The 18,831-nt window shown below is 61.3% G+C and carries 18 protein-coding genes; 8 read left to right on the forward strand and 10 right to left on the reverse strand.

Going from position 1 to position 18,831, the window contains the following annotated elements; all coding sequences use genetic code 11:
• Position 1: 1 nt before the first annotated feature.
• The 6 genes from flgJ to AB4P90_RS20560 all read right to left on the reverse strand — a co-directional run bounded on the left by flgJ (position 2) and on the right by AB4P90_RS20560 (position 6,525).
• Positions 2-1,261 (reverse strand): flagellar assembly peptidoglycan hydrolase FlgJ, encoded by a 1,260-nt coding sequence (flgJ, locus tag AB4P90_RS20535; protein WP_032902465.1) that lies wholly within the window; start codon positions 1,259-1,261, stop codon positions 2-4.
• A 4-nt stretch (positions 1,262-1,265) separates the two neighbouring features.
• Complete coding sequence (locus tag AB4P90_RS20540; protein WP_161793221.1) at positions 1,266-2,375, reverse strand: flagellar basal body P-ring protein FlgI; 1,110 nt, start codon at positions 2,373-2,375, stop codon at positions 1,266-1,268.
• A 6-nt stretch (positions 2,376-2,381) separates the two neighbouring features.
• Positions 2,382-3,077 carry a flagellar basal body L-ring protein FlgH gene (gene flgH / locus AB4P90_RS20545; protein WP_014719364.1) on the reverse strand — a complete coding sequence of 232 codons (696 nt, stop codon included), beginning with the start codon at positions 3,075-3,077 and terminating at the stop codon, positions 2,382-2,384.
• 52 nt (positions 3,078-3,129) lie between these two features.
• Positions 3,130-3,915 carry a flagellar basal-body rod protein FlgG gene (flgG, locus tag AB4P90_RS20550; RefSeq protein WP_003192986.1) on the reverse strand — a complete coding sequence of 262 codons (786 nt, stop codon included), beginning with the start codon at positions 3,913-3,915 and terminating at the stop codon, positions 3,130-3,132.
• 62 nt (positions 3,916-3,977) lie between these two features.
• Positions 3,978-4,718 (reverse strand): flagellar basal body rod protein FlgF, encoded by a 741-nt coding sequence (locus tag AB4P90_RS20555; protein ID WP_003192988.1) that lies wholly within the window; start codon positions 4,716-4,718, stop codon positions 3,978-3,980.
• Positions 4,719-4,962: 244 nt separating this feature from the next.
• The gene (locus AB4P90_RS20560) at positions 4,963-6,525 is read right to left on the reverse strand and encodes a sigma-54-dependent transcriptional regulator (protein WP_072433691.1); all 1,563 of its coding nucleotides are present in this window, start codon (positions 6,523-6,525) and stop codon (positions 4,963-4,965) included.
• 257 nt (positions 6,526-6,782) lie between these two features.
• Here AB4P90_RS20560 and phhA point away from each other — a divergent pair, with 257 nt between their 5' ends.
• The 3 genes from phhA to AB4P90_RS20575 all read left to right on the forward strand — a co-directional run bounded on the left by phhA (position 6,783) and on the right by AB4P90_RS20575 (position 9,222).
• Positions 6,783-7,574 (forward strand): phenylalanine 4-monooxygenase, encoded by a 792-nt coding sequence (phhA, locus tag AB4P90_RS20565; RefSeq protein WP_014719366.1) that lies wholly within the window; start codon positions 6,783-6,785, stop codon positions 7,572-7,574.
• A 98-nt stretch (positions 7,575-7,672) separates the two neighbouring features.
• Positions 7,673-8,029 (forward strand): 4a-hydroxytetrahydrobiopterin dehydratase, encoded by a 357-nt coding sequence (locus AB4P90_RS20570; protein ID WP_003192995.1) that lies wholly within the window; start codon positions 7,673-7,675, stop codon positions 8,027-8,029.
• Positions 8,029-9,222 carry an amino acid aminotransferase gene (locus AB4P90_RS20575; protein WP_019818405.1) on the forward strand — a complete coding sequence of 398 codons (1,194 nt, stop codon included), beginning with the start codon at positions 8,029-8,031 and terminating at the stop codon, positions 9,220-9,222. Before AB4P90_RS20570 ends, AB4P90_RS20575 begins: the two co-directional genes overlap by 1 nt.
• Positions 9,223-9,398: 176 nt before the next feature.
• Here AB4P90_RS20575 and AB4P90_RS20580 read toward each other — a convergent pair whose 3' ends face one another.
• Positions 9,399-10,208 carry a UDP-2,3-diacylglucosamine diphosphatase gene (locus AB4P90_RS20580; RefSeq protein WP_014719368.1) on the reverse strand — a complete coding sequence of 270 codons (810 nt, stop codon included), beginning with the start codon at positions 10,206-10,208 and terminating at the stop codon, positions 9,399-9,401.
• A gap of 137 nt (positions 10,209-10,345) precedes the next feature.
• Between AB4P90_RS20580 and AB4P90_RS20585 the strand changes: the two genes are divergently transcribed.
• On the forward strand, positions 10,346-11,095 hold the full coding sequence (locus tag AB4P90_RS20585) for an AraC family transcriptional regulator (protein ID WP_014719369.1): 750 nt from the start codon (positions 10,346-10,348) through the stop codon (positions 11,093-11,095).
• A 100-nt stretch (positions 11,096-11,195) separates the two neighbouring features.
• On the forward strand, positions 11,196-12,077 hold the full coding sequence (locus AB4P90_RS20590; protein WP_019818408.1) for a DMT family transporter: 882 nt from the start codon (positions 11,196-11,198) through the stop codon (positions 12,075-12,077).
• A 2-nt stretch (positions 12,078-12,079) separates the two neighbouring features.
• Here the strand turns inward: AB4P90_RS20590 and AB4P90_RS20595 are convergent, their stop codons facing one another.
• Complete coding sequence (locus tag AB4P90_RS20595; RefSeq protein WP_014719371.1) at positions 12,080-12,367, reverse strand: SelT/SelW/SelH family protein; 288 nt, start codon at positions 12,365-12,367, stop codon at positions 12,080-12,082.
• 83 nt (positions 12,368-12,450) lie between these two features.
• On the opposite strand from AB4P90_RS20595, the gene AB4P90_RS20600 reads away from it, so the two are divergent.
• The gene (locus tag AB4P90_RS20600) at positions 12,451-14,640 is read left to right on the forward strand and encodes a patatin-like phospholipase family protein (RefSeq protein ID WP_032903134.1); all 2,190 of its coding nucleotides are present in this window, start codon (positions 12,451-12,453) and stop codon (positions 14,638-14,640) included.
• 120 nt (positions 14,641-14,760) lie between these two features.
• Here AB4P90_RS20600 and AB4P90_RS20605 read toward each other — a convergent pair whose 3' ends face one another.
• Together AB4P90_RS20605 and recQ are read right to left on the reverse strand one after the other, a co-directional pair.
• Positions 14,761-15,195: a MarR family transcriptional regulator gene (locus tag AB4P90_RS20605; RefSeq protein WP_003193007.1), complete on the reverse strand. Its 435-nt coding sequence runs from the start codon at positions 15,193-15,195 to the stop codon at positions 14,761-14,763.
• Positions 15,196-15,316: 121 nt separating this feature from the next.
• On the reverse strand, positions 15,317-17,446 hold the full coding sequence (gene recQ / locus AB4P90_RS20610) for a DNA helicase RecQ (RefSeq protein ID WP_014719373.1): 2,130 nt from the start codon (positions 17,444-17,446) through the stop codon (positions 15,317-15,319).
• A 276-nt stretch (positions 17,447-17,722) separates the two neighbouring features.
• Here recQ and AB4P90_RS20615 point away from each other — a divergent pair, with 276 nt between their 5' ends.
• Both AB4P90_RS20615 and AB4P90_RS20620 read left to right on the forward strand, forming a co-directional pair.
• Positions 17,723-18,310 (forward strand): YecA family protein, encoded by a 588-nt coding sequence (locus AB4P90_RS20615; RefSeq protein ID WP_003193011.1) that lies wholly within the window; start codon positions 17,723-17,725, stop codon positions 18,308-18,310.
• 20 nt (positions 18,311-18,330) lie between these two features.
• On the forward strand, positions 18,331-18,714 hold the full coding sequence (locus AB4P90_RS20620; protein WP_019818414.1) for a YbaN family protein: 384 nt from the start codon (positions 18,331-18,333) through the stop codon (positions 18,712-18,714).
• Positions 18,715-18,831: the final 117 nt, after the last annotated feature.

Consider the following 18,831-nt stretch of genomic DNA (forward strand, 5'->3'; position numbering starts at 1 on the left):
CTTATAAATGTGTGGTTGCGCCAGCGGCAGCGTAGTTCTGGTAACTGTTCATGTTTTTTGCGATCTGCGAAATCTTGCTGGCGTAATCCGGGTCGGTTGCATAACCGGCTTTTTGCAACTCGCGTACAAACTGTTCCGGGTTGTCGGCTGATTTCACAACTTCTTTATAGCGATCATGGCTTTGCAGCAAAGTCACGAGGTCGTGGAAGCTGTCCTGATACGAGCTGTAGGAACGGAACTGCGCCGTTTCCTTGACCATCGCACCATCGCGAAACTCGCTGGTGATCGCCCGGGCCTGACCGCCCTGCCAGCTCTGGCCAGCCTTGATGCCGAACAGGTTGTGGCTGCTACTGCCGTCCTCGGCGCGCATCACCGATTTGCCCCAGCCGGTTTCCAGCGCGGCCTGGGCCACGAGATATTTGGGGTCGATACCGATACGTGCGGCGGCGGCCTTGGCCATCGGCAGCATAGTGGCGACGAATTCATCCTGGGAGCTGAAGGCTTTCTTGGCCGGCGCCAGCGGTGGCTGCGCAATAGCGCGGCCATACACCTGCATGCGCCCGCTCGGCACGGCAAAGCTACGCGCGCTGCTGTTGATGACCGTGTCGTCGGCAGCGCTGTTACGCAGGGGCGCGGCTTTGGCTTCGACCGGAGCGTTCGGCACGATGCCCGCCAGCAGTCGGTCGGCCAGCTTGCTGGGCAAGGCGATACGGCGCTGGTTCATCAGTTCCATGTCGTTGGCATGGGTGCTGGCGCCCTCAGGCACGGCCACGCGATACGCCCACAAAGGCCGCTGGCCATTGGAGCGGCCCAACGGGCCTTCGGCCTGGGTACCGGCGGCAATCTCGGTCGGCACATCGACTTTCTTCACCGGCGCATCCGCCGCCGGGCCTTGCAAGGTGGCGGCCTGGGCCTCCACCGGCTTGTTCTTCTGCATCTGGCGCATCAGCACATCGGCCAGGCCGATACCACCGCCTTCGCGGGACATCGACACCGCCAATTGCTGGTCGTACATTTCCTGGTATTGCTTGGCGGCCGGGGTGTTCAGCGGGTTGTCCTTGCCCAGGGCCTCGGTGGCCGAACGCATGGACTTGAGCATCTCGTTCAAAAACAGCGACTCGAATTCCTGCGCCACTTTGCGCAGGTTGCCTTCGCTGTTTTTGTCGGCACCGACCTTGAGCTGGTTAAGCCGGTTCAGGTCGGAGTAAGACCCCGAGTCCGCCGTGCTGCTGATACCGCTCTTGCGCATATCCATGGCCATGGCCTCAGATCACGATCAGGTCGGCTTGCAACGCGCCGGCCTGCTTCAAAGCTTCGAGGATCGCCATCAAGTCGCCGGGCGCAGCGCCCACCTGGTTCACCGCACGGACAATCTCGTCCAGGGTGGTGCCGGGGCCGAACTTGAACATCGGCTTGGCTTCTTGCTGGGCATTGACGCGCGAGCGCGGGACCACGGCCGTCTGGCCACCGGACAACGGCCCAGGCTGGCTGACGATCGGGTCTTCGGTGATGGTCACCGTCAGACTGCCGTGGGTCACCGCCGCTGGCGAAACCTTGACGTTCTGGCCGATCACGATGGTGCCGGTGCGCGAGTTGATGATGACTTTGGCCACGGCCTGGCCGGGGTCCACCTCAAGGTTTTCCAGGATCGACAGGTAGTCCACACGCTGGCTTGGGTCCAAAGGCGCAGTGACGCGAACCGAGCCGCCGTCGATGGCCTGGGCCACGCCAGGGCCGAGCATGTCGTTGATCTTGTCGACCACGCGCTTGGCGGTGGTGAAGTCGGAGCGGTTGAGGTTCAGGGTCAGGCTGTTGCCCTGGTTGAAACCACTCGGCACGGTGCGTTCAACCGTGGCGCCACCGGGGATACGCCCGGCCGACGGCACGTTGACGGTGATCTTCGAGCCGTCGCGGCCTTCGGCATCAAAACCGCCGACCACCAGGTTGCCCTGGGCGATGGCGTAGACATTGCCGTCGATACCTTTGAGCGGCGTCATCAGCAAGGTGCCGCCGCGCAGGCTCTTGGAGTTACCCATGGACGACACGGTGATATCCACCACCTGCCCCGGCTTGGCGAACGCAGGCAGATCGGCGCTGATCGACACTGCTGCGACGTTCTTCAACTGCACGTTGCCCGAGCCTGGCGGTACCTTGATGCCGAACTGCGAGAGCATGTTGTTGAAGGTTTGCAGGGTGAACGGCGTCTGGGTGGTCTGGTCACCCGTGCCGTTGAGCCCCACCACCAGGCCATAGCCGATCAACTGGTTGGAGCGCACGCCAGAAATACTGGCGATGTCCTTCAGGCGCTCGGCCTGGGCCACAGCGCTCAAGGCCAACAAGAGCGCCATCGCCATCAGCTGTTTGAACTTCAAAATGGCCACCTAGAAAGGGAACAGCGGGCTGAGGAAGAAGCGGTCGAACCAGCCCGGCTGGCTCGCATCGGCAAACGAACCGGTGCCCGAGTAGGTAATGCGTGCATCGGCAATGCGCGTCGACGGCACGGTGTTGTCGGTGGAGATGTCATCGGCGCGGACCATGCCGGCGATGCGCACCAACTCGTCGCCGGTGTTGAGGGTCATCCACTTTTCACCACGCACGGCAATGATGCCGTTGGGCAATACGTCGGCGACGGTCACGGTGATCGAACCGGTCAGGCTGTTGCCCTGCCCTGCCGCGCTCTTGCCGTTGGTGGCACGGTCGCCGCTGTAGCCGGCGTCCAGGCTCAGGTCACCACTGCCCAGCGGGTTGTTGGTGTTCAGGCCGCCGCCGAACAGCGAGGTCAGGCCGATGCTGGTCTTGCTGTTCTTGCCGATCTGCGAGTTAGCGTTCTTGCTGGCCTGGGTCTTCTCATTCAGGGTAATGGTGATGATGTCACCGACCCGGAACGCCTTGCGGTCGCTGTACAGGTTCTGCTCGAAACCAGCCTGGTAGATCGAGCCATTGTTGGCCGCCGCCGGCAGCGGTGTGCGTGGCAACACCGGCGCGTAGTACGGGTCATTGGGCTTTGGCGTGGGGGCGACACAGCCCGCAAGCACGGCGATCCCACTCAATGCCAACACACAAACATAGCGATTCATGACCCTAACCTCACGGTGTTGCAGGCACCCTCAAGGGCGCCCCATAGACTGATTACAGATTTTGCGTAACGAACGAAAGCATCTGGTCGGCGGTGGAAATCACCTTGGAGTTCATCTCGTAGGCGCGCTGGGTGGTGATCATGTTGACCATCTCCTCAACGGTGCTGACGTTGGAGGTTTCCAGGGTGCTTTGCAGCGTGGTGCCGAAGCCGTTCAAGCCAGGGGTGCCGATTTGCGGCGCGCCACTGGAGGCGGTTTCCAGGAACAGGTTGTTGCCCATCGCCTGCAGGCCGGCCGGGTTGATGAAGTCGGCGGTTTGCAGGTTGCCGATCACCTGGGACGCTGGGTTGCCAGCGACGGTGATGGACACGGTGCCGTCGTTGCCGACGGTGAAGGTCTTGGCGTCGGGCGGCACCACGACAGCAGGCTCCAGGGCGAAACCGTTGGCGGTCACGATCTGGCCGTTGGAGTCCAGGTGGAAGGTGCCGTCACGGGTGTAAGAAGTGGTGCCATCCGGTTGCAGCACCTGGAAAAAGCCGCGACCATTGATCGCCATGTCCAGGGGCTGGCCGGTTTGCTGCAGGTTACCGGCGCTGAAGTTTTTCTGGGTGCCGACGATCTGCACACCGGTACCCAGTTGCAGGCCCGACGGCAGTTCGCTGTCCTGGGTCGACTGGGCGCCCGGTTGCTTCTTGATCTGATAGAGCAAGTCCTGGAACTCGGCGCGGTCACGTTTGAAGCCCGTGGTCGACACGTTTGCCAGGTTGTTGGAAATGGTCGTCAGGTTGGTGTCCTGGGCGGACAGGCCTGTCTTGGCAACCCATAGAGCCGGAAGCATGCTGTTCTCCTTCGTGCGCCGGATGGTTGGCGCTGCGTTGCAAATTAGTTAGTGGGCTTGAATCAGCTCATCTGCATGACGCGCGTCATGGCCTGGTCGTCTTCTTTAGCGCTGTTCATCATCTTGATGTGCAGCTCGAACTGCTTGGCCAGCGCCAGCACCGCGGTCATTTCTTCCACGGCATTGACGTTGCTCGCCTGCAGGAAACCCGAGGTCAGCCGCACGTTCGCGTCGGCCTGGGCCGGCTGGCCATCCTTGGTGTGGATGGTGCCGTCCAGGCCCTTGGTCATGTTCTTGAGGTCAGGCTGGACCATCTTGATACGGTCCACTTCCGCCATCACCCGCGGGCCTTCGCCCATGGCACGGATGCTGATGGTGCCGTCCGAACCCACTTCGATTTTCTGCTGGGGCGGCACGGCAATCGGGCCACCGTTGCCCATGATCGGCATACCGTTGCCGGCCCGCAGCACGCCCAAGGCATCCACGTTCATGCTGGCGCTGCGCACGTAGGCTTCGCCGCCATCCGGGGTTTGCACCGCCATCCAGCCGTCGCCGCTGACGGCCACGTCGAGGTCGCGGCCGGTTTCGATCATCGCGCCCGGTGAAAAGTCGGTAGCCGGACGTTCGGTCATGGCAAACGCCCGCGCCGGAAAGCTGTCACCGAACACCGGCATCGAACGCGCCTGTTCCAGGTCGCGCTGGAAACCGTTGGTGGAAATGTTCGCCAGATTGTTGGCATGGGCCTTCTGCGCCAGTGCATTCTGGCTGGCGCCGGTCATTGCCACATAAAGGTACTTGTCCACGCTCTATCCTCTTTCTGACGGACGCTTGCCGCCCACCGCTGTACTGAGGAGGCTTAAGCAATTTGCGAACCAACTTTTCAAAAGAGACCAAAGTCCAAGCGCGGCGGGGGTTTCGTAGAGGTAGCTGAAATAGCGCGGGAAGAAACAGTCGAAAAAACGGCGGACTACTGCCGCCTGCGGCAAACACCGGCCTGGAAAACGACAGAGCCCGCTCCCACATTTTTGGCCGCGTTGAATCAGCGAACTATTTATCGGCCTTGAGCACTTCGTAATCACGCAGCTTGTTGGCAATGGTGGTGTGCGACACCCCCAGGCGCTTGCCTAACTGGCGACTGCTCGGGTGTTCGGCGTACAGGCTTTCCAACACCGCCTTCTCAAAGCGCCCGACGATATCCTCCAGGCTCCCCTCCAGGGAAAAATCACCCAGCGGCTGACGCACGCCGTAATCGGGCAAGCGAATATGCTCAACCTTGACCGTGCCGCCTTCGCACAACGACACCGCCTGGAACAGCACGTTTTCCAGTTGCCGCACGTTGCCTGGCCAGTGGTAGTGGCTGAGTTTGTCCATGGCCGCAGGGGCCAGCCTGGGCAGTGGGCAACCGATCTGCCGACTGGCCTGGTCGAGAAAGTGCTCGACCAACGGCGCGAGGCCATCCAGGCATTCGCGCAACGGCGGGATATGCAACGACAGCACATTCAGCCGGTGATAAAGGTCCTGACGAAACTCCCCCCGGGCGCAGAGTTCCGACAAGTCCATCTGGGTCGCGCAGATCACCCGCACGTCCAGGTACACCTCTTCATCACTGCCCACCCGGCGAAAACAACCATCCTGCAAAAAGCGCAGCAGCTTGACCTGCAAGCGCGCGCTCATTTCTCCCACGCCATCCAGAAACAAGGTACCGCCCGCCGTCAGCTCAAGCAGGCCCAATTTACCTTCCGCCCGCGCCCCTTCAAATGCGCCGGGGCCATAGCCAAACAGTTCAGTCTCGGCCATCGACTCGGGCAACCCCGCGCAGTTGAGCGCCATCAACGGCGACTGCCCCCGCGGGCTGGCCAAGTGGCAGGCCCGGGCCAATAGCTCCTTGCCGGTGCCGGTTTCGCCTTCTATTAATAGCGGCGCATCCAGCGGCGCCATGCGCCGCGCTTCACGCACCACTGCGGCCATGACCTTGGAGCTTTGGAAGATGCTGTCGAAACCGCGCAGCTCTTGCTTGCGCACGTTATAGATACGCTCACCGACACGGTCGGCACGGTGCAGGGTGAGCACGGCGCCGGCCATGGCTTCGCTGTCGTCGTGCTCGGAGGATTGCAGCGGCGCGATATCCGCCAGAAATACGTCGCCCTTGACCTTGACCCGCAGGCCATTGATCCGCGACTTGCTGGCACGCACCAGTTCCGGCAGGTCAAAATCCTCGGCATAACGCGACAGGGGAATCCCCGGCACTTCATCTACCCGCACGCCAAGCAACTGCGCCGCCGCCCGGTTGGCGGCCACAATGGAGCCGCCCATATCAATGGACAGCACCGGGAATTCCAGGGCACCGAGCAACGCATTGAGTTCCATATGCCGCCGCTCGCTGGGCATCAGCCCTACCCGCTTGACCCCGAACACTCCGGCAATCGCCTCGAACTGCGGGCGCAACGCCTGGAATTGCATGTTCACCAGGTTGGGGCAGAACAGGTAGATGGCATTGCCATGCTCACCGCCGACTTCGCCCTTGGCGACGTTGACGCCGTACTCCACCAGCAGGTTGAGGATGTCCCGCAGGATGCCGATGCGGTTCTGGCAGTGCACTTTGATACGCATGGAAAAACTCGAAAAAGGAGTAGGCGCCGCGTCTTTTTGTCGCTAGGCGCAGATAGTCGTCAAGATTATGTGACAGTACGGCAGCTATTCCCAGCCCATAGCTGCGAGAAGCGAGCCTATCGTAACGAATTCTTTACGAATATCGGTAATTTTTCCCACACGCATTGGCTAAAGGCTGATGGAATCCTGCGCCTATCCGGTTATCAATAGAGGCATCCCAGGACATAACAAGAACGAATGCCTAGCAGGAGAGCCGTATGAAGCAGACGCAGTACGTGGCCCGCGAGCCCGATGCGCAAGGTTTTATCCACTACCCGCCAGAAGAACACGCGGTGTGGAATACCCTGATCACTCGTCAGTTGAAGGTGATTGAGGGCCGCGCCTGCCAGGAATACCTGGACGGCATCGACAAGCTCGGCCTGCCCCTGGACCGCATCCCCCAACTGGGCGAGATCAACAAGGTGCTGGCCGACACCACCGGTTGGCAAGTCGCCCGCGTGCCGGCGCTGATTCCCTTCCAGACCTTCTTTGAATTGCTGGCCAGCAAGCAGTTTCCGGTGGCGACCTTTATCCGCACCCGTGAAGAACTGGACTACCTGCAAGAGCCGGATATTTTTCACGAGATCTTTGGCCACTGCCCGCTGCTAACCAACCCCTGGTTCGCTGAATTCACCCACACCTACGGCAAGCTCGGCCTGGCGGCCACCAAGGAGCAACGGGTATACCTGGCGCGCCTGTACTGGATGACCATCGAGTTCGGCCTGGTGGACACGCCTCAGGGCCGGCGTATCTACGGTGGCGGCATTTTGTCGTCGCCTAAAGAAAGTGTGTATTGCCTGTCGGACGAGCCCGAGCACCAGGCCTTCGACCCGCTGGAAGCGATGCGCACCCCCTATCGCATCGACATCCTGCAACCGCTGTACTTCGTCTTGCCCGAGCTCAAGCGCCTGTTCGACGTGGCGCAGGAAGACATCATGGGCATGGTCGAGCGCGGCATGCAGTTGGGTCTGCACGCACCGAAATTTCCGCCCAAACCCAAAGCCGCGTGAACCTCACGTTTTAAGGCCAGGTGAGTCTGTTCCCTGGCCCCGCGTTGCTTTAGGGTAACGCCACTGACCTTCAATCATTCGAATTCAGGACACCTTCCATGACCACCTTGAACCAAGCCCACTGCGAAGCCTGCCGCGCCGATGCCCCGCAAGTCAGCGATGAAGAACTGCCGGTGCTGATCAAGCAGATCCCTGACTGGAACATCGAAGTGCGCGACGGCGTGATGCAGTTGGAAAAGGTTTTCCTGTTCAAGAACTTCAAATTCGCCCTGGCTTTCACCAACGCCATGGGTGAAATTTCCGAAGCCGAAGGCCATCACCCTGGCCTGCTCACCGAGTGGGGCAAAGTCACCGTGACCTGGTGGAGCCACTCCATCAAGGGCCTGCACCGCAACGACTTCATCATGGCCGCGCGCACCGACGAAGTGGCTAAGACTGCCGAGGGTCGCAAGTAATGCATTTCGATGCCATCGACCGCGTGCCCGGCGACCCGATCCTCGGGTTGATGGACCTGTATACCCAGGACGCCAACCCGAACAAGTTCGACCTGGGCGTAGGTGTCTATAAGGACGAGCAAGGCCTGACGCCGATTCCCCACTCGGTGAAGCTGGCGGAACAGCGCCTGGTCGACACCCAAGTGACCAAGACCTATATCGGTGGGCATGGCGATGCAGCCTTCGGCAGCCTGATCAGCCAACTGGTGCTCGGCGCCGACTCGGCCTTGCTGCGTGACCGCCGCGCTGGCGCCACGCAAACCCCAGGCGGCACCGGCGCCCTGCGCTTGAGTGCCGACTTTATCGCCCACAGCCTGCCGGGCCGTGGCGTGTGGCTGAGCAACCCGACCTGGCCGATCCACGAAACCATTTTTGCCAAAGCCGGGCTCAAGGTCAGTCATTACCCTTACGTGGGCAGCGACAACCGCCTGGATGTGACGGCAATGCTGGCAACCCTGTCCAGCGTGCCCAAGGGCGACGTGGTATTGCTGCACGCGTGCTGCCATAACCCGACCGGCTTTGATCTGTCCCAGGATGACTGGCGCCAGGTCTTGCAGATCGTGCGTGAACGCCAGTTGCTGCCGCTGATCGACTTCGCCTACCAGGGCTTTGGCGATGGCCTGGAACAGGATGCCTGGGCGGTGCGCCTGTTTGCCGCCGAGCTGCCGGAAGTGCTGATCACCAGCTCCTGCTCGAAGAACTTCGGCCTGTATCGCGACCGCGTGGGTGCATTGATCGTCTGTGCGGCGGATGCCGAAAAGCTCACCGATGTACGCAGCCAACTGGCGAATATCGCTCGCAACCTGTGGTCGACACCGCCGGATCACGGTGCTGCCGTGGTGGCGACCATCCTCGGTGATGCACAGCTGAAAAAGCAGTGGAGCGAGGAAGTCGAGGCCATGCGTTCGCGGATCGCCCATCTGCGCGCAGGATTGGTGGAAGCGCTTGCGCCCCATGGCCTGGCCGAGAAATTCGCACATATCGGCACGCAGCGTGGGATGTTTTCCTATACCGGCTTGAGTGCCGAGCAGGTCAAGCAACTGCGCGAAAAGCACAGTGTGTATATGGTCAGTTCGGGGCGGGCTAACGTGGCCGGTGTTGATGCAACGCGCTTGACGTTGCTGGCTCAAGCCATCGCCGACGTTTCCAACTGAAGCAACAGGATTACGTGTGGGAGCTGGCTTGCCTGCGATGGCGGTGGTTCAGTTGCAGATTAATTGCCTGGCCCACCGCCATCGCGGGCAAGCCCGCTCCCACAGGGGATTGATGCCGGACGCTGAATCCGTGTGCGATACCTAGCCAGCGCCCACTTTTATAAGAACGCAGGGCTTCAGCCAGCGACCATTTCGGCCTTTAGCAGTGCCTCTTTGGCCTGCGCATCCGCCAACCGATACAACTCGATATGCCCATCCCAGTGCTCGATCAAGGCCGTGCACGACTCCACCCAATCCCCGCAGTTGAGGTAATCCACCTCGCCCACCTTGCGAATCTCGGCATGGTGAATATGCCCGCACACCACCCCGTGCAATTCACGCTTGGTCACCTCGTGGGCAATCGCCTCTTCGAAATCGCTGATAAAACTCACTGCCGTCTTGACCTTGTGTTTCAGGTACGCCGACAGCGACCAATAACCGTAGCCATACCGCGCACGCCAGTGGTTCAGCCAGCGGTTCAGCGTCAGGGTGAATTCGTAGGCCGAGTCGCCGAGGAAGGCGAGCCAGCGGTGATAGCGCGTGATCACATCAAACTGGTCGCCATGAATCACCAGCAAGTGGCGGCCATCGGCGGTGACGTGTACAGCCTCATCGACCAATTGGATATTGCCCAGGATCAGCTTGGAATAGCGACGCAGGAACTCGTCATGGTTGCCGGTGACATAGATCACCTCGGTGCCACGTTTGGCCATGGTCAGCAAGCGGCGGATCACGTTGGTGTGAGCCTGGGGCCAATACATGCCACCGCGCAGTTTCCAACCGTCGATGATGTCACCGACCAGGTAGACCTTGTCGGCATGGTAGCCCTTGAGAAAGTGCGACAGGTGTTCGGCCTGGCAATCCCGAGTGCCCAGGTGCACGTCGGAAATCCACAGGGTTCGCACCCGTTGCTTGCGGCTGGGCTTGGTGAACTCGGCACGGGTCATGGGCATCCCTCGACGCTGTTTTGGCGAGCTTGCGCCTTGGCGATTAATAGTCCATGACAAGCGTGCGTCAGTCTGATGACAGCGCCCGTCGCTCGCCAAGCGTTGTAGACTGACAGCTTGCCGGCCTGGAGACCGCGATGAGCCCGACCCTCACGCTACGCCACTACCTCGAAGCGCCCATTGCCCACAGCCATGACCATGCGCAGTTGGTGTTCGGCCTTTCCGGGCACCTGGACCTGGAAGTCGATGGCCGTGGCAGCCAGGTGCGCGAAAGCAGCGTGATGGTGCTGCCCTTCTCCACCCACCACGCCTGCATCAGCCGCGATGGCAGCCGCTGCCTGGTGCTGGATGTGCCGACCGAGCACTGGGTGGTGCAATCCTTGGGCGAACATGCCGATGCCAGCCGCCGCTTGCTCGACCAACCCGCACGCCTGGCGCTGGATGCCCGGCAACACCAGTTGGTGCAGTGGCTGGCACAAAGCCCGGTGCACGACCCGCTGATCGTCCAGCAAGGCGCCGTGTTGTTACTGGCCAGCCTCAACCACCCTCAGGGTCAACCGCTGCCTGGCCGGCGTCTGCCTTATGCCGCGTTCAATAGCCATATCGAGCGCCATGCGGCGCGTCCGCTCCAGGTGGCCGACCTGGCGCGGATTGCCGATTTGTCCGTGCCGCGCCTGCATGCACGGTTTATGGCTGAGTGCGGGCAAACGCCGATGGACTATCTACGCAGTCGTCGCTTGCATATGGCGCTCAGGCTTTTACGCGAAACCTCCCTGCCCATCGGCGAGATTGCCGAGCGCGTCGGCTACGCCTCGCAAAGTGCATTTTGCGCGGCCATGCTACGGGCCTTTGGCGCCTCGCCCGGGGCGTTGCGTCGGGCGGGCTAGCAAGAGTCTTGCGCTAAAAATCACCCGGCCCGCGACAGACGCCCATCCTCCAACCCTCTAGACTGCGAGGCTGTCACCCCCTGTTGGATCAAGGATCGCAATGACTCCCCGCTCAGCCCTTGGCGCCCTGCATATCGGCGCACTGATGTTTGGCCTCACCGGCGTATTCGGCAAGCTGGCGGCGGCCTCCCCTGCCATCATCGTATTCGGCCGGGCCGCGTTTGCCGTGCTGGCCCTGGCGGTATTCGCCCGCTTTGCCAGCAACGCTCCCTGGAAAAAACTGGAGATGCGTGACTGGCGTCGCCTGCTGGTCAGCGGCGTCGTGCTGGCCGCCCATTGGGTGACCTTCTTTATCGCTGTCAAAGTCGCGGGTGTGGCCGTGGCGACCCTGGGGTTCACCGCATTTCCGGCCTTTACCGTAATCCTTGAGGGGCTGATTTTCCGCGAGCGCATTCGCGCCAATGAAGTGCTGCTGGTGGTGCTGGTCACCGTTGGCCTGGTGCTTGTGACCCCGGATTTCAATCTCGCCAGCGAGGCCACGGGCGGGCTGCTGTGGGGCATCGCCTCGGGCCTGTTGTTCTCGTTGTTGTCGCTGAACAATCGCGCCAGTTCAGGGCGCATTCCTGCGGTACAGGCCGCGCTGTGCCAGAACGTCGTGGTCGCCGCGCTCCTGCTGCCCGTGGCCGCGCCGGGGTTGGCGGATGTGCGAGGGATAGATTGGCTGTGGATCGGGCTGCTGGGGGTGTTTTGTACCGGCCTGGCCCACAGCCTGTTTGTCGCCAGCCTTGCGGTGATCAAGGCGCGCACCGCGTCGGTGGTGTTTGCGATGGAACCGGTCTACGGCATCACCGTGGCCTGGCTGTTGTTTGCCGAAACCCCGACCCTGCGCATGCTGCTGGGCGGCGCCTTGATCATCGTCGCCATCGTGCTCTCCGGCCTGATGGGCAGCGCCAGCCAGGCCAAGCAACCGGCGCCGGCCTGACTTCAGACGGTACGGTCGTTATGCCCGAGGTCGCGCTGCGGGTCGATCTGGTCGCGCACTCGCTGCTTGAGCACCTTGGCCTCGGGAAAACCGCCATCGGCCTTGCGCTCCCAAATCTGCACGCCATCGCAGGTAATGCGAAAGGCCCCGCCGGTGGCTGGTTCCAGTGCCACGCGCCCCAAGTCATCGGCAAAGGTGCTGAGTAGCTCCTGGGCCAGCCACGCGGCGCGCAGCAACCACTGGCACTGGGTGCAATAGGTGATCACGATCTCGGGTTTGCATGCAGACATCATTAAGCGGCTCCTGGCGTAACAGGCTCAGCGAATCGGGTGGCTATAATAGCGGCCTTTGTCGCCCAGCCACGAGATTGATGATGCGCCGCCTGCTGTCTTGCCTGTTCCTGTGCCTTGTCCCCCTACTTGCCGACGCGGTAGAAGCCCCCCGCCCGAAAATCGGCCTGGTGCTGTCCGGCGGCGCCGCCCGTGGCCTGGCGCATATCGGCGTGCTCAAGGCGCTTGAAGAGCAAGGTATTCATATCGATGCGATTGCCGGCACCAGTATGGGCGCGGTGATTGGCGGGTTGTATGCGTCGGGCTACAAAATTGACGAGCTGGAGAAGTTGGCGCTGGGGATCGACTGGCAGCAGGCCCTGTCCGACGCGCCACCGCGTGAAGATGTACCGTTTCGGCGCAAACAGGACGACCGGGATTTCCTGGTCAAACAAAAACTCAGTTTCCGCGACGATGGCAGCCTCGGCCTGCCGCTGGGCGTGATCCAGGGCCAGAACCTGGCGTTGCTGCTGGAAAGCATGTTCGCCCACAGCAGCAACACGCGTAACTTCGACAAGCTGCCGATCCCATTCCGCGCCGTGGCCACCGACATCACCACCGGCGAAAAAGTAGTCTTCAGCAAAGGCCACCTGCCCCAGGTGATACGCGCCAGCATGTCGATTCCCGCGGTGTTCGCCCCGGTGGAGCTGGATGGCCGCCTGCTGGTGGACGGCGGTATGACCGACAACATCCCGTTGGATGTGGCGCGGGAGATGGGCGTCGATATTGCTATCGTGGTCGACATCGGCACCCCGCTGCGCTCGCGCAAACAACTGGCCACCGTGGTGGACGTGCTCAACCAGTCCATCACCCTGATGACCCGGCGTAACTCCGAGGAACAACTCAAGGCCCTGAACCCTAAGGACGTGTTGATCCAACCGCCGCTGGCCGCTTATGGCGTCACCGACTTTGGCCGCGCCAAGGACATGATCGATGCCGGCTACCGCGCCACCCGTGCCCTCGACGTACGCCTGGCACACCTGCGCCCTGCCGAACCCATCGACGCCGACCTGATAGCCGCCCGCACACCGGGCGAACGCACCCCGGTAATCACCGCAATCCAGGTGGAGAACGACTCCAAGGTCAGTGATGACGTCATCCGCTATTACATTCGCCAGGGGCTGGGAGAACCGTTGAACCTGGGCCGCCTGCAATCAGACATGGGCACCCTGTACGGCCTCGATTACTTCGAGCAGGTGCAATACCGCGTGGTAAAAAAAGGCCAGGACAACACCCTGGTGATCAGCGCACGCGGCAAGCGCAGCGGCACCGACTACCTGCGCCTGGGCTTGAACCTCTCGGACGACATGCGCGGCGACAGCGCCTTCAACCTCGGCGCCAGTTACCGCGTGAACGGCATCAACCGCCTCGGCGCGGAATGGCTCACACGGGTGCAGATCGGTGATCGGCAGGAGCTCTACAGTGAATTCTACCAACCCATGGACACCGGCTCACGCTACTTTGTGGCCCCCTACATCAGGGCCGAGGCGCAGAACGTCGAGCTGATCCTGGATAACGACCCCATCTCCGAATACCGCCTGGAACGCTATGGCTTCGGTTTGAACGTGGGCCGGCAGATCGGCAACAGCGGCGAGATCCGCTTTGGCGTGGGCGAAGCCTGGGGCAAGGCGGACGTGCGCATTGGCGACCGCGATCTGCCAAGCGTGAGCTTCAGCGAAGGCTTCTATGAACTCAAATATTCCTTCGACTCCCTGGACAACGTGTACTTCCCCCACAGCGGCGAAGACATCGGCCTGGCCTTTCGCGAGTTCGAACCTGGCCTGGGCTCGGACCAGCGCTACCGCCAGTGGGAATTCAAGCTGGACAAGGCCATGAGCCACGGCCCGGACACCCTGATACTGGGCGGCCGCTATGGGCGCACCCTGGACGATTCGGATGTGGTGATTTCCAGCTTCCTGCTAGGAGGCGCACGGCAATTATCAGGCTTCCGCCAGGATGCGATTTCGGGGCAGAACATCAGTTTGATGCGCGCGGTGTACTACCGCAGGCTCACCCCGCGCTCTTACCTGCCTCTGGACTTCCCGTTGTACCTGGGTGCATCCCTGGAACGGGGTCGGGCGTGGAACAACGATAACGAGTTCGATAGCGGCTATATCAACGCGGCGAGTATTTTCCTGGGGTTTGATACACCCTTGGGGCCGCTGAATTTCAGCTATGGGTTCAATGATGATAATCAGAAGGCGGTGTACTTGAACCTGGGCCAGACGTTCTAAGAAGCCGAACACTAAACCCAATGTGGGAGCTGGCTTGCCTGCGATAGCGGTGCGTCAGTCAGCTAATCCCTTGACTGAATGTCCGTCATCGCAGGCAAGCCAGCTCCCACATTATTTAGATCAGGACTTTTCCAGGTTCGCCAGGATGTGCTCATGCACCCGCATGCACACCCGCAGGTCTTCCTCATTCACGCCCACGAACAACTCATGGCGCAACGCCGTGGCGATGGTTTCGATCTGGTCGATCAGCGGTTGGGCGGTATCGCACAGCAGAATACGTTTGGCGCGGCGGTCTTCCACCACGGCTTGGCGTTGCACCAGGCCCTGGCCTTCCAGGCTATCGAGCAGACGGGCCAGGGTGGGCCCTTCTACGCCGACACTCTGGGCCAATTCACGCTGGGTGGGTGCTTCGACAAAACGGGCCAGGTGCAGCAGCACCAGCCAGCGCGCCTGGGACAAGCCCAGCCCCGCCAGCCGGCGATCCAGTTCGGCGCGCCAACCTCGGGACATTTGCGCCAACTGCATGCCAAAACGGTGTTGATCGGTTAACGGCATAAAAAACTCATGTTTAAGACTGAAAATAAAGTATGGCTAATTATTAGTCAGCTAAGCATGAGCCCTGTCAGTAGGCAAGGCCCGCTATGTACTGATTCGTTACATTGTCGTAATTGGCACACTAAATTTCGAATTCCGACTGCAAAGCAGCACGCACGCAGTACAAAACGCCTTCCGGAACACGCCCGGTAAATAACGGCGCAATCTCCGTGACAGCTGGCAATTCGCCTTCTCCATCGAGAAAAGCGTCCTGGATTTCACCGAGCAAATCTTCAGGCAAATCAAGGGCCTGCTCCAGGGACAATTGCTGCTTGCCGATGGCTTCGGCGAGCAAGGTGTATACGTTTTTTTCCGAGCATTGCAGCTGGCCGGCGATCTGGATCGGGGTCATGCCGGCGCGGGCCAGGCTGATCAGTTCGTGGCGAATATCGGCGATTTCCTTCGGCGCTTCGGCCTGGCCGCCGAGCACTTCCAGGAAGGCCTGGCCGTAGCGTTCCAGTTTACGCGCGCCCACACCGCTGACCCGGGCCATCTCGGCCATGGTGGTGGGCTGCTCACGAAGCATCTCCAGCAAGGTGGAGTCGGGGAAGATAACGTAGGGTGGCACGCTGTGCTCCTGCGCCAGTTTGCGCCGCAGGGTGCGCAAGGCTTCCCACTGTTCGCGTTCTTCACCCCGCACCAGTTGGCTGGCCTGGCTAGTACTGCTGCTTTTGGCGGTGGTCTGCGGCTTGAGGTCACGGCGCAGTTCCAGGCTCACTTCGCCCTTGAGCAAGGGCCGGCAACTGTCATTCAGGCGCAGCCCGCCGTAGCCTTCGATATCGATGTCGACCAGCCCACGGGCAACCATCTGGCGAAACAGCGAACGCCACTCACCTTCGGCGCGAGCTTTGCCGACACCGTACACCGAGAGTTTCTCGTGGCCGAAGCTGCGGATTTTTTCATTGTCCTTGCCCAGCAGTACGTCCACCAGATGGCCCACACCATAACGCTGGCCGGTGCGATAGATCGTCGACAACGCCTGGCGCGCCGGCTCGGTGGCGTCCCAGGTTTGTACGCCGTCGATGCAGTTATCGCAGTGGCCGCAGGGTTCAGGCATGTCTTCGTCGAAATACGCCAGCAGGGTCTGGCGGCGGCAGCGGGTCTCTTCGCACAACGAGAGCATGGCATCGAGCTTGTGCTGTTCCAGGCGTTTGTGGCGCTCGTCGCCCTCGGAGTTCTGCAGCATCTGCTTGAGCATCACCACGTCTTGCAGTCCGTAGACCATCCAGGCATCCGCCGGCAGGCCATCGCGGCCGGCACGCCCGGTTTCCTGGTAATAGGCCTCAAGGGACTTGGGCAGGTCCATGTGCGCCACGAAACGCACGTTGGATTTGTCGATGCCCATGCCAAAGGCGATGGTTGCCACCATGATCAGGCCTTCCTCGTTCAGGAAGCGTTTCTGGTGCGCTGATCGCGTTTCATTGGGCAGGCCGGCATGGTAAGGCAGTGCCGGGTAGCCTTGTTCACAGAGGAACGCCGCGACCTCATCGACTTTCTTGCGCGATAGGCAGTACACGATGCCCGCGTCACTGCGCCGCTCGGACAGGAACGCCAGCAACTGCTTACGTGGCTGCTCCTTGGGCACGATGCGGTAGAAAATATTGGGCCGGTCAAAACTCGACAGGAAGCGCTCGGCGTTCTGCAAATGCAGGCGCTCGACGATCTCTTCGCGGGTCCGCTTGTCGGCGGTGGCGGTCAGCGCGATACGCGGCACATCGGGAAACAGTTCGGCCAATTGGCCAAGCTGCAGGTATTCGCGACGGAAATCGTGACCCCATTGCGACACACAGTGGGCTTCGTCAATGGCGAACAGGGCGATTTCCAGGCTCTGCAAAAAAGCCAGCATGCGTGGCTGCACCAGGCGCTCCGGCGCCAGGTAGAGCATTTTCACCTCGCCACGCTTGATGCGTGCGGCCAGGTCGCGCTGCTGCTCGGCGCTGAGGGTGGAGTTCAACGACGCGGCGGCGACACCGAGTTCTTCAAGGGTGGCGACCTGATCGTCCATCAACGCAATCAGCGGCGACACCACCACGGCCAGGCCATTGCGCAACAGCGCCGGCACCTGGAAGCACAGCGACTTGCCGCCACCGGTAGGCATCAGTACCAGGGCATCGCCGCCACTGGCCACGCGCTCAATGATCGCACCCTGGCGGCCACGAAAACTGTCGTAGCCGAAGATGTCCTTGAGGACGCGTTGAGCCTGCTCGAGCATGTAAAACTCCAAAATGGTGCCGAAATCCCTCTATACAGGCTGGCCGAAAAAATCCCCGTTCACGAAAAATAATCCGTAAGCGAAGTTTTCCCGGATTGGCGCTGGGCCTGTAGGGGCATCACAAAACGCGGCAGTATACCCGAGCGTTATCCACCAAAGGGCGCGACTGACGAATAGACGCACCAGGCTAAAACCGGGCAAATATGCCGTGCGGCTGGCCTGGGCGCTCAAGAAAGCCTAGAATTCAGCATCGTTTATTCCCAAGGTAGCCCTTCAATGTCCTTCGCTGAGCAACTAACCCGCCTGCAAGCCTTCCTCGACGCCGATGAGCTGCATGACGAGGCGCTGGACTACGTGGCCGCCCACGGCTACCTGACCGCCCTGTCGATCTGCTCCGACCCCGTTCCGGACCGTGAATGGATCGACGCGCTGTTCGCTGAAGAGCCTCACTACAGCGACGACGCCCAGCGCGCAGAAATCGAATCCACCCTGGTCGCCCTCAAGGCCCACATCGCCCGCCAACTGGCCTCCGACGAAGAGTTCGAGCTGCCGTGCGAGCTGGACCTGGGCGACGACCCTGATGACTCCGACCTGCGCGGCTGGTGCATCGGCTTCATGGAAGGCGTGTTCCTGCGCGAAGCCGCCTGGTTCGAAACCGCCGAAGAAGAAGTCAGCGAAATGCTGCTGCCGATCATGGTCGGTTCGGGTCTGTTCGAAGAGGAAGCAGAGTTCTCCGACATCGCCGCCGACGCCAACCTGATGGACGACATGATCGTGCAGATCCCGGAAGCCCTCACCGCGCTGTACCTGCTGTGCAACGCGCCTGACGAAAAACCGGCGATCCTCAAGCCACGTCACCACTGAGTCGCTTGCCCGTGGCACCCATGGGCAACCGTCCACTGCTCCTGCGCTACGCGCTGCTGGCCATCGGCTGGCTAAGCGTAGCGCTGGGAGTCATCGGCATTTTCCTACCTGTGCTGCCGACCACGCCCTTCCTGTTACTCGCCGCCGCCTGTTTCGCTCGCAGCTCCCCGCGCTTCTACCACTGGCTGGTGGAACACCCGCGCCTGGGGCCCTGGGTGCGCGATTACCTGGACGGCAATGGCATCCCGCTCAAAGGCAAGGTCTACGCCATTGGCTTGATGTGGTTGAGCATCTCGATTTCCTGCTACCTGGTGCCGCTGCCATGGGCACGGGGCTTTATGCTGACCAGTGCGGTGCTGGTGACGATCTACATCCTGCGCCAGAAAACCCTGCCGCCACGCTGAGCGCCACCTGCGACATTCGATCCCACACGACCTTGGTCGACACTGACTAACACCAGGCATCATGCGAGACTGTCCAACCGGGCCTGGAATGTCCGGGTGTTCTTATGCTCGGAGTTA

Origin of the sequence: Pseudomonas sp. B16120 (genome assembly GCF_044218845.1) — a bacterium.
GTDB lineage: Bacteria > Pseudomonadota > Gammaproteobacteria > Pseudomonadales > Pseudomonadaceae > Aquipseudomonas > Aquipseudomonas paracarnis.

Bases quoted from the DNA above. Each gene is read 5' to 3' on its own strand.
- flgJ (WP_032902465.1), bottom strand. From the start codon at position 1,261: ATGGCCATGGATATGCGCAAGAGCGGTATCAGCAGCACGGCGGACTCG.
- flgH (WP_014719364.1), bottom strand. From the start codon at position 3,077: ATGAATCGCTATGTTTGTGTGTTGGCATTGAGTGGGATCGCCGTGCTT.
- flgG (WP_003192986.1), bottom strand. From the start codon at position 3,915: ATGCTTCCGGCTCTATGGGTTGCCAAGACAGGCCTGTCCGCCCAGGAC.
- AB4P90_RS20560 (WP_072433691.1), bottom strand. From the start codon at position 6,525: ATGCGTATCAAAGTGCACTGCCAGAACCGCATCGGCATCCTGCGGGAC.
- phhA (WP_014719366.1), top strand. From the start codon at position 6,783: ATGAAGCAGACGCAGTACGTGGCCCGCGAGCCCGATGCGCAAGGTTTT.
- AB4P90_RS20570 (WP_003192995.1), top strand. From the start codon at position 7,673: ATGACCACCTTGAACCAAGCCCACTGCGAAGCCTGCCGCGCCGATGCC.
- AB4P90_RS20575 (WP_019818405.1), top strand. From the start codon at position 8,029: ATGCATTTCGATGCCATCGACCGCGTGCCCGGCGACCCGATCCTCGGG.
- AB4P90_RS20580 (WP_014719368.1), bottom strand. From the start codon at position 10,208: ATGACCCGTGCCGAGTTCACCAAGCCCAGCCGCAAGCAACGGGTGCGA.
- AB4P90_RS20585 (WP_014719369.1), top strand. From the start codon at position 10,346: ATGAGCCCGACCCTCACGCTACGCCACTACCTCGAAGCGCCCATTGCC.
- AB4P90_RS20590 (WP_019818408.1), top strand. From the start codon at position 11,196: ATGACTCCCCGCTCAGCCCTTGGCGCCCTGCATATCGGCGCACTGATG.
- AB4P90_RS20595 (WP_014719371.1), bottom strand. From the start codon at position 12,367: ATGTCTGCATGCAAACCCGAGATCGTGATCACCTATTGCACCCAGTGC.
- AB4P90_RS20600 (WP_032903134.1), top strand. From the start codon at position 12,451: ATGCGCCGCCTGCTGTCTTGCCTGTTCCTGTGCCTTGTCCCCCTACTT.
- AB4P90_RS20605 (WP_003193007.1), bottom strand. From the start codon at position 15,195: ATGCCGTTAACCGATCAACACCGTTTTGGCATGCAGTTGGCGCAAATG.
- recQ (WP_014719373.1), bottom strand. From the start codon at position 17,446: ATGCTCGAGCAGGCTCAACGCGTCCTCAAGGACATCTTCGGCTACGAC.
- AB4P90_RS20615 (WP_003193011.1), top strand. From the start codon at position 17,723: ATGTCCTTCGCTGAGCAACTAACCCGCCTGCAAGCCTTCCTCGACGCC.
- AB4P90_RS20620 (WP_019818414.1), top strand. From the start codon at position 18,331: ATGGGCAACCGTCCACTGCTCCTGCGCTACGCGCTGCTGGCCATCGGC.